General features: G+C 71.5%; 1 protein-coding gene. It reads right to left on the reverse strand.

Translation table 11 applies throughout. The features are described from left to right. A partial coding sequence (locus G6W55_RS38065) for an AAA family ATPase (protein WP_175525109.1) occupies nt 1–699 on the reverse strand: 699 nt, incomplete at both ends.

The following is a 699-nucleotide window of genomic DNA, read 5'->3' on the forward strand; positions in this document are numbered from 1 at the left end:
GTCGAAGACCTCCGGGTGCGCCTTCTCCACCTCGTCCAGCAGCACCACGCTGTACGGCCTGCGCCGCACCGCCTCGGTGAGCTGGCCGCCCTCCTCGTAGCCCACGTATCCGGGCGGGGCGCCGACCAGACGGGCGACGCTGTGCTTCTCGCCGTACTCCGACATGTCGATGCGGATCATGGCCCGCTCGTCGTCGAAGAGGAAGTCGGCCAGCGCCTTGGCCAGCTCGGTCTTGCCGACGCCGGTGGGGCCGAGGAAGAGGAAGGAGCCGGTCGGCCGGTCCGGGTCGGCGATGCCCGCGCGGGAGCGCCGTACGGCGTCGGAGACGGCCTGGACCGCCTCGGCCTGGCCGATGAGCCGGCGGCCCAGCTCCTCCTCCATCCGCAGCAGCTTCCGCGTCTCGCCCTCCAGCAGCCGGCCCGCCGGGATGCCGGTCCAGGAGGCGACGACATCGGCGATGTCGTCCGAGCCGACCTCCTCCTTGACCATGGTGTCCTTCGCGGCCTCCTCCTCCGCCTCGGAGGCCAGCTCCAGGTCCCGCTCCACGGCCGGGATCTCGCCGTACAGCAGCTTGCTGGCGGAGTCGAAGTCGCCGTCGCGCTGGGCGCGTTCGGCCTGGCCGCGCAGTTCGTCCAGCTTCTCCTTCAGCTCGCCGACCCGGTTGAGGGACTGCTTCTCCTTCTCCCAGCGGGCGTTGAG

This window comes from Streptomyces sp. CAI-85 (genome assembly GCF_013363615.1).
GTDB classification, from domain to species: domain Bacteria; phylum Actinomycetota; class Actinomycetes; order Streptomycetales; family Streptomycetaceae; genus Streptomyces; species Streptomyces antibioticus_B.